The following is a 6,970-nucleotide window of genomic DNA, read 5'->3' on the forward strand; positions in this document are numbered from 1 at the left end:
TGCGGGGTTTTTTATAATGGAAAATATGAAACAGATTATCGATTCACTTGGTCTGGAAACAAGTTTAAGCTTGGATGAAATTCCAAAGATAGACCTGTATATGGATCAAGTCATTCAATTATTCGAAAATAAATTCAACGCATCAAAACGGAACGAAGAAGAAAAGGTTTTGACGAAAACGATGATTAATAACTATGCCAAGGGGAAGCTGATGTTTCCCATTCAAAATAAGAAGTATTCCAAAGAGCATCTTATTTTAATCAGCCTGATTTATCAGCTTAAAGGGGCGCTTTCGATCAATGATATTAAGGTAACTCTTAGTGGGTTGAATAAAAAGATTATCAATGAAGAGATGGAGTTAGATGCTTTTTATTCAAGCTACTTGCACCTGGCCAGTAAAAATACGGCCGATTTTAAAGTGGACATTGAGGAAAGGATAAAAGAAGTTAAAGAGGAAATTGCTTTGACTGAAAAGGAAAGTTCGGAATACCTTGAGCAGGTTTTGATGATCTCATCGCTTGTTCATATGAGTAATTTATATCGTAGAGTGGCCGAAAAGCTGGTAGATGAGATCGTTGTTGAAAAAGAAGGAAAGCGTCAAAAGTAAACGTTGGCGCTTCCCTGGTTTTCTAGCGAAAAATCCTGTACACCTGCCCCGACTTCGATTTTCTCCGAAGGGCAATTATGAATTTGAATAGAATCAGCTCGATTTTCACCCCCGTAAATCTTGATCACGGGACCGGTCCTATAAAAATCTGCAGCTGTAATATTATGTAGGATCACATTTCTAGCCCGATATTGAAGTGCTATTATTGGATTTCTTTTGAAATCATAATCGGGATCGCCAATCAAGGTGAAATGGTTGATTACGACATTTTTATAGGCGGAAACCACCATCCCCCGCGGCGTAGAATCTTTATATAATTCAGTGAAAATGGGCGCGATCACTGCTAGATTAACGGCAATAATATTGAAAGCTGATTTTGATTCAGCGTCTGCGATTTTGTGATGCCCGATATGGCGGAAGTTAAAGGCCCGATTATCATGAACAGAAATATGCCCAACAATTTGGACATTGGAGGCCGCCGAGGAATTTTGGTGGGCCTTAATTTCCACCCCGCCAAAACACCTGGCAGAAGAATTATTCACCAATAACACATTTCGTGAACCATCATCGACCTCAATCCCGTTAGAATTGGAAAAGCCCTTCTTGTGAGCCCGTCCGCTGGGGTCGCACATATGGGAATTGGAAATATAGATATAATCGCTATGATGTGTCGTGATTCCGTCATCCCCGAAGCCATATCCGGTTAAGCGGTCGAGCCAGACATATTTGCTTCCGCCCCGGGCTCGGTACCCATCACCGGCATAATTGTACTGTGTCGAAGAGATATCAAAACAATGAAGCCCCGGGTTAATCCCCTCGACATTCTTCACCCAGCCATAGGTCACATTTGCATAGGTCAGGCAGCTTGAATGATTGCCCCATGTACTTGTTTTTGCCTTATTGCCAAGTCTCTCCACATTCCAATCCAAACTCATTCCTTCAACAAGCAGATGATGATTCCCGCTCCAATGATGAGCGTTTGTAATGATGCGGCTGCCCTTTGGAGCTTGGTCATGAAGCTTAATGGTTGTCTTAACTTTTCCGGAGCCGGCAAGCCATGTCCAGGACGGCAAGCGGACTTCTTTTGTGACATACACTCCAGAGGGGACAATAACCTTTACATGACCTTTGCCAAGTGCATTTTTAAAAGCAGCCGTACAATCTGTTTTTCCGTCCCCAACCGCACCAAAATCCTCGATATTTACTTCCCTTGTTATGTGTTTTAACAACTGGGTGTATTCTTGATCAAGCTTGTCCTTCCAAGCGGGACCGACATTTCCTTCACCATCGGCAAGGATTCGTGTCGGTTCCAAAATCTGCGAACGCTTTGCTGCCAGACGAAATAAGCCTTCTTTGAATTTTTCTGAAAAAGAAAGCGGCTGTCCTTTTTCAAGAATCGGAGAATGAGAGACAAGAAGGCATTTTTCAAATAAATCTTCCGTTTCTTTGATTACTTGCCTCAAATCTAGTTGTTTTCCGGTAATTTGCGTCAGCAGTTCTTTATTTTTCCCAGGGTCGTGGGTTTTATCGTATGCGGTCATTTTTATCACTCCTGTATACAAGTATTATAGCGTGAACATGGGATAAAGGAAAAAGTACCCTTTTTGTCGAAGTTTAAGCATTTGCAGCGGATGTTTATACTGTAAACTAAGACTAGAAGTTAATAGGAAGTGGAGTTGGAAGAATGGGAAATACGATCAAGATGTTTGTAATCGCAACAAGAGACGGAAACACGGCGAAATACTTTTACGAGAGTCTGTTTAATTGGAAAGTTACGGATGTAGGACCATTAATGCAAATTTCCGGCGCAGGCCTGAGCGGTCATATTCTTAAATGGCCGCATAAAGGCCATCCAACACATGTCAGTATCTACATAAATGTTGAAAATATTAAGGAATGTTTGTCGAAGGTGGAGGAAATGGGTGGGACGGTAATTCTACCGGAAATGGCGGTCCCAACTGGCGGGTCGATTGCTCAATTCGTTGATCCGGATGGGATCATCATCGGCGCTTACCAGGGCACTACCCATACCGAAAGTCAAAGCAAACCCGTAATTGAAGTGAATCAAATTGGGTTCTTTGAAATTGCAGCTAGAGAAGGAGACCGCTCCAAAAGATTTTATGAGTCTGTATTCAATTGGCGGATTACCGATGATGGTCCAATCATGAGCATCTCTGCAGAAGACGCCGGCTTAGACGGCCACCTTTTCAATTGGACATTTGAGGAACCACCATATTTGACACTTTATATTCGAGTGGAGGACATGGCAGCTAGTTTAGAGAAAGTAGCCGAGCTGGGCGGGAAAGTCATCATCCCAGAAACGGAGATTCCAAGCGGCGGCACTTTTGCCCAATTCCTTGACCTTGATGGAAATGCGATTGGTATTTACAGCGGCCGATAATTGCATAGCAAGTATATTAACCGGGATTTTTTTCAAAAGTCCCGGTTATTTTTATTAAAAGTGAAACCAAACATATGGTGAAAACGACATACTATTGAACACAGTATAGAGAGGGGCCTCTCAATTGAACAACGAACAAAAATTGATGGATCGAATCCGTAAAGGTGATGGGGAGGCGTTCAGTCTGCTCGTGGAAGAATTATTGTCTGCTGCTTATAAAACAGCTTATCTCATTCTCCGATCAAAGGACCTGGCTGAAGATGCCGTCCAAAATGCACTAGAAGACTGCTACATTAGCATTATGAAAAAAAGGGAAATTCGCAAATTTAAGGCGTGGTTTTACCGGCTAGTGTATTCTCGTGCGATCGATATTTACCGTAAAAACACACGTTTCCATGCTGCCGATATTGAAGAAAACCCTGAGGCACTTGCGAAAATGATTTCGGAATCTGCTCAAAAACGTGCAATCCAAAATGAAAATATGAATGAAATGCTTGTCCTTATTTCTAGTCTTCCTAAAGAGCAAAGTATTCCAATTTTGCTTTACTATTATGAAGATATGCCGATTAAAGAGATTAGCCTCATTCTGGGTGAAAATAGTAACACGATTAAAACAAGATTAGCGCGTGGAAGAAGAAAACTTGGAGAAATCATGGAAAAGAACGATAGGTATCCTCTGGAGGTGAAGTCACATGGGATATAAAAAAGAAGAAGATCGGATTCTTGATCAGCTCCGGGTTCCAATCTCTTTTGAAAGATTTACAAAAGAACTTCCTAAAAGGTACAGGGAAGGCGAATTTGATGAGCATAGAATTGAACAAGTGGATAAAGAATGGGATCAATTTCAAAAGAGGTTGGTAAAACAATGGACTTTAGGTAAAAAGATTGCGGCCTTCACGCTTGCATCCGCAGCCAGCTTGCTGCTCTTTATGGGGTCCGGCTTCATTTCACCGGCAATGGCAAAAATACTGGCTAAAATCCCGCCAATTAGCTCCATCTATGATCGTTATGTCAATCTTTCCGAGGTAATTACGAAGGAATTGAAACAAAAGGGGTATCCGGTAAAAGAGGTACGGGAGCATGTTGGCGGGAATAAGGAAGGGGTTTATATCTTTCTAAATGCCTCTGATAAGAAAATAGAGGAGATGAAGCCCGGAATTGAAAAAATTTCATTTGGCATACTACACGGTGAACAATATAAGGGTACGAGAATTGAGGATTATTATGTTAAAGTAAGAAAATTTGTTGAGGAACCGGAAGATTGGAAGAAGGAACAGGATCGAATCACAAAGGAAACGGATGAGATTTTTAAAATTGTCGAGCCTGTTTTAAAATCTTTTGGATATGAAAACGTCTGGGGCGGCGGTCCGGACAAAGTTGAGCTTGAATTTCCTAATACAGAAAGTAAAGAGAAAATAGCTGAAATCAAAAATGCTGTAGAGAATGCGTTAAAAGCTGCAGGGAAAGAATCCGTTACGGTTAAAACTATAACCTTTAATCTTGCGAAAAGAGAGCATTACAGCCGCTGGTCAAATGCCGTTTCGGGAATTGGCCATGAATTCATGACTTACAAAAAATATCATGTTTCCGGTGTCGGCTACAAAAGTATTGATGGGGAAAAAATGCAAATTAAAATTCGCATGAATTTGCTGAGTACCGATCCGAAAACAGATGAACTAGCGAAGGACCTTCATGCCATGGCTGAAGACTTCATCCATTCAGAGGAAATCTGGCAAAAAGTAAAGGATGACCCGTACGAAATCATCATTACAAGTAAGGATAAGAAAACGTTGAATAAATGAAGCCGCTCATCGTGGGCACCGTTTCAATCGATAGAATAAATCAATTGTTTTTATTGAACAGTTTTTGACAATTTAAATCCCTGGATATATTTTGTAAAAAGAAAAATACTAACGAGTGTTCGGAGGTGGATTTGAATGGAACAAGATTTTGAAAAAATTTACAACCAATACAAGCAGCAAACGGAGCAACAGGCACAACTGGAAGGGAATCAACCGAATCTAGATGGGAAAGAAGAATTTGTTGCAGTCAGGAAAAATGATGACGGTGATTTAATTGCTTTTAAAACAAATACAGGGAGGGAACTGGATTATTTAACGGCACTTGCTGAGGCGAAGGCAGGGAAGATAGCCCATATCGATGTTTTTCACAAATATGGGAGGGACATTATCCGCAGCGAGCCGGATGGGATTAAAGAAAATAATCTAGATCAATTGCCGGAATTCTAGCGATTATCAAGGTGATTTGCAAAAAGCTTTACTCCAAATAAAATGGGGTAAGGCTTTTATTTTTATTCTTTTTAGCAAATTATAAGGGAATATTCCCCTGAAAGGATTCCAAGTATGTCAATTAATAATATCGTTATCGTTCTTATGTTGGTTATTGGTCTACTTTCCATTATCTTTTTTATTCCGAAAAATCGCAGGAGAAGATTTATTCTTTCATACCTGTTTTGCCAATCCCTTATGTGGATAAGTTCTATGTTTCATGTACAGTTTGACTTACTTTCATTTCCGGCTCGAGAATTTCCATATGCCACCAACCTGCTAATCACGACTGAATATTTTTTTTATCCGATTATTTGTGGGTTTTATATCAACTTTGAGCCCAAAGTAAACTATTTCTATCGATTTTTCTATTTGTCCATTTGGGTATCATTTTTAACAGTGATCGATGGTTTGATTGAGCGGTATACGGACTTGATTGAATATGTCCATTATGCATGGTATTGGACGTGGTTGGACTTTTTTTGTTTATTTGCTATTTCAAATTATCTCTATAAAAGGTTTTTCAAAGATAAATCGCTGTTTCGAAGTGATAAGGAGATCACAAGGTGAAAACTGAATCGATTATTTTAATTTCTGTGTGGCTTGTTACCAGCGGATTGATATTTATTATTCCAAAAAACAAAAGACGAATCGCAATTGTTGCATTTTTTTTCAATCAAATAATTACTTGGATTGCTGGTTTACTCGTAGTTGAATATCATTTACTATCGTACCCTGTCCGACTTTTTTCAGATATTAATCGATCAAGCTTTACTTTTGAGTACTTTGTCTATCCGGTGATTTGCGGTATTTTCAATGCATTTTATCCTAATTCCTATAATGCATTATATAAGTTTATGTACTACTTTATGTTTTGTACCATTCTAACCATTCCGGAAATATTTCTAGAAAAAAAGACCGACTTGATCCAGTATATCCATTGGACCTGGTATTGGACATGGAGTACATTATGTATCACATTTTTCATGACACGAGCCTTTTGTGTTTGGTTTTTCAATGGGTTATCAAAAGAATTGGAGTGAAAATAAAAAGAGCTTGGATTTTTCCAAGCTCCTTATATTAGGCTACTTTTTTGAAAACTCATATTCCTTAATTTTATCTTCGTACGTTAAGGTAACCCCAATCTCATCCCAGCCGTTAAGCAGCATTTCTTTCGGATATGGTGCAATATCAAATGTAAGTTCGAAACCTTCATTGTCGGTGACCACTTGATCTTCCAGGTTCACTGTTAATTCATAAGTCTCGGATTCTGCCTTTTTCATAATAGCTTGAACTTGTTCCTCGCTTGCTTGAATCGCAAGGATGCCATTTTTCACACAGTTATTTTTAAAAATATCGGCATAGCTTGGTGCAATAATGACTCTAAAGCCATAGTCCTGAACAGCCCAAGGCGCATGCTCACGAGAAGAGCCGCAGCCAAAGTTTTCACCGGCTACTAAAATAGACGCATCTTTGTATTTGGCATCATTTAAGGGAAATTCGGGACGAGGGTTTCCGTTATCATCAAAACGCCAATGATAAAATAAAAATTGTCCAATGAAGCGGCGCACGCAAAACGCGAAAGCGTTTCACGATAAATGCGAAAACGCCTATCTAGGTTGTTGGGTTTGGGCCGCATACGGCGGCTTGCACAACCGAACGAAGTAGATGACA

9 protein-coding genes are annotated in these 6,970 nt (G+C 39.8%); 7 read left to right on the top strand and 2 right to left on the bottom strand.

The genetic code is table 11. The annotated features are described in order from the left end of the window. The first annotated feature begins 16 nt into the window (after nt 1-16). Nucleotides 17-607 (top strand): DUF1836 domain-containing protein, encoded by a 591-nt coding sequence (locus tag ACO1D1_RS05165; RefSeq protein ID WP_423335186.1) that lies wholly within the window; start codon nt 17-19, stop codon nt 605-607. On the opposite strand, the gene ACO1D1_RS05170 is transcribed toward ACO1D1_RS05165, so the two are convergent. Continuing rightward, nucleotides 598-2,148, bottom strand: coding sequence for a glycosyl hydrolase family 28-related protein (locus tag ACO1D1_RS05170; protein WP_423335187.1), 1,551 nt, complete (start codon nt 2,146-2,148; stop codon nt 598-600). The two genes, ACO1D1_RS05165 and ACO1D1_RS05170, sit on opposite strands and share 10 nt — an antisense overlap. Before the next feature lie 143 nt (nt 2,149-2,291). On the opposite strand from ACO1D1_RS05170, the gene ACO1D1_RS05175 reads away from it, so the two are divergent. The 6 genes from ACO1D1_RS05175 to ACO1D1_RS05200 all read left to right on the top strand — a co-directional run bounded on the left by ACO1D1_RS05175 (nt 2,292) and on the right by ACO1D1_RS05200 (nt 6,339). Beyond that, nucleotides 2,292-3,008, top strand: coding sequence for a VOC family protein (locus ACO1D1_RS05175; RefSeq protein WP_423335188.1), 717 nt, complete (start codon nt 2,292-2,294; stop codon nt 3,006-3,008). Between the two features lie 124 nt (nt 3,009-3,132). Further along, a complete protein-coding gene (locus ACO1D1_RS05180) occupies nt 3,133-3,711 on the top strand; it encodes an RNA polymerase sigma factor (RefSeq protein ID WP_423335189.1) in 579 nt (192 codons plus the stop codon). Further along, a complete protein-coding gene (locus ACO1D1_RS05185) occupies nt 3,701-4,810 on the top strand; it encodes a DUF4030 domain-containing protein (protein ID WP_423335190.1) in 1,110 nt (369 codons plus the stop codon). The genes ACO1D1_RS05180 and ACO1D1_RS05185 overlap by 11 nt, the downstream gene beginning before the upstream one ends. Before the next feature lie 135 nt (nt 4,811-4,945). Next, nucleotides 4,946-5,257 (top strand): DUF3892 domain-containing protein, encoded by a 312-nt coding sequence (locus ACO1D1_RS05190; RefSeq protein ID WP_149868931.1) that lies wholly within the window; start codon nt 4,946-4,948, stop codon nt 5,255-5,257. Between the two features lie 144 nt (nt 5,258-5,401). Then, nucleotides 5,402-5,866 (top strand): CBO0543 family protein, encoded by a 465-nt coding sequence (locus ACO1D1_RS05195; RefSeq protein ID WP_423335205.1) that lies wholly within the window; start codon nt 5,402-5,404, stop codon nt 5,864-5,866. Continuing rightward, nucleotides 5,863-6,339: a CBO0543 family protein gene (locus ACO1D1_RS05200; protein WP_423335191.1), complete on the top strand. Its 477-nt coding sequence runs from the start codon at nt 5,863-5,865 to the stop codon at nt 6,337-6,339. Before ACO1D1_RS05195 ends, ACO1D1_RS05200 begins: the two co-directional genes overlap by 4 nt. A 42-nt stretch (nt 6,340-6,381) precedes the next feature. Here ACO1D1_RS05200 and leuD read toward each other — a convergent pair whose 3' ends face one another. Next, nucleotides 6,382-6,867 carry a 3-isopropylmalate dehydratase small subunit gene (gene leuD, locus ACO1D1_RS05205; protein WP_423335192.1) on the bottom strand — a complete coding sequence of 162 codons (486 nt, stop codon included), beginning with the start codon at nt 6,865-6,867 and terminating at the stop codon, nt 6,382-6,384. Between the last annotated feature and the right edge of the window lie 103 nt (nt 6,868-6,970).

Source organism: Neobacillus sp. 19 (assembly GCF_049463095.1).
Taxonomy (GTDB): domain Bacteria; phylum Bacillota; class Bacilli; order Bacillales; family Cytobacillaceae; genus Neobacillus.

What these genes read in the sequence shown, in the direction of transcription:
- ACO1D1_RS05190 (WP_149868931.1), top strand. Translation starts at nt 4,946, where the DNA reads ATGGAACAAGATTTTGAAAAAATTTACAACCAATACAAGCAGCAAACG.
- ACO1D1_RS05165 (WP_423335186.1), top strand. Translation starts at nt 17, where the DNA reads ATGGAAAATATGAAACAGATTATCGATTCACTTGGTCTGGAAACAAGT.
- ACO1D1_RS05175 (WP_423335188.1), top strand. Translation starts at nt 2,292, where the DNA reads ATGGGAAATACGATCAAGATGTTTGTAATCGCAACAAGAGACGGAAAC.
- ACO1D1_RS05170 (WP_423335187.1), bottom strand. Translation starts at nt 2,148, where the DNA reads ATGACCGCATACGATAAAACCCACGACCCTGGGAAAAATAAAGAACTG.
- ACO1D1_RS05195 (WP_423335205.1), top strand. Translation starts at nt 5,402, where the DNA reads ATGTTGGTTATTGGTCTACTTTCCATTATCTTTTTTATTCCGAAAAAT.
- ACO1D1_RS05185 (WP_423335190.1), top strand. Translation starts at nt 3,701, where the DNA reads ATGGGATATAAAAAAGAAGAAGATCGGATTCTTGATCAGCTCCGGGTT.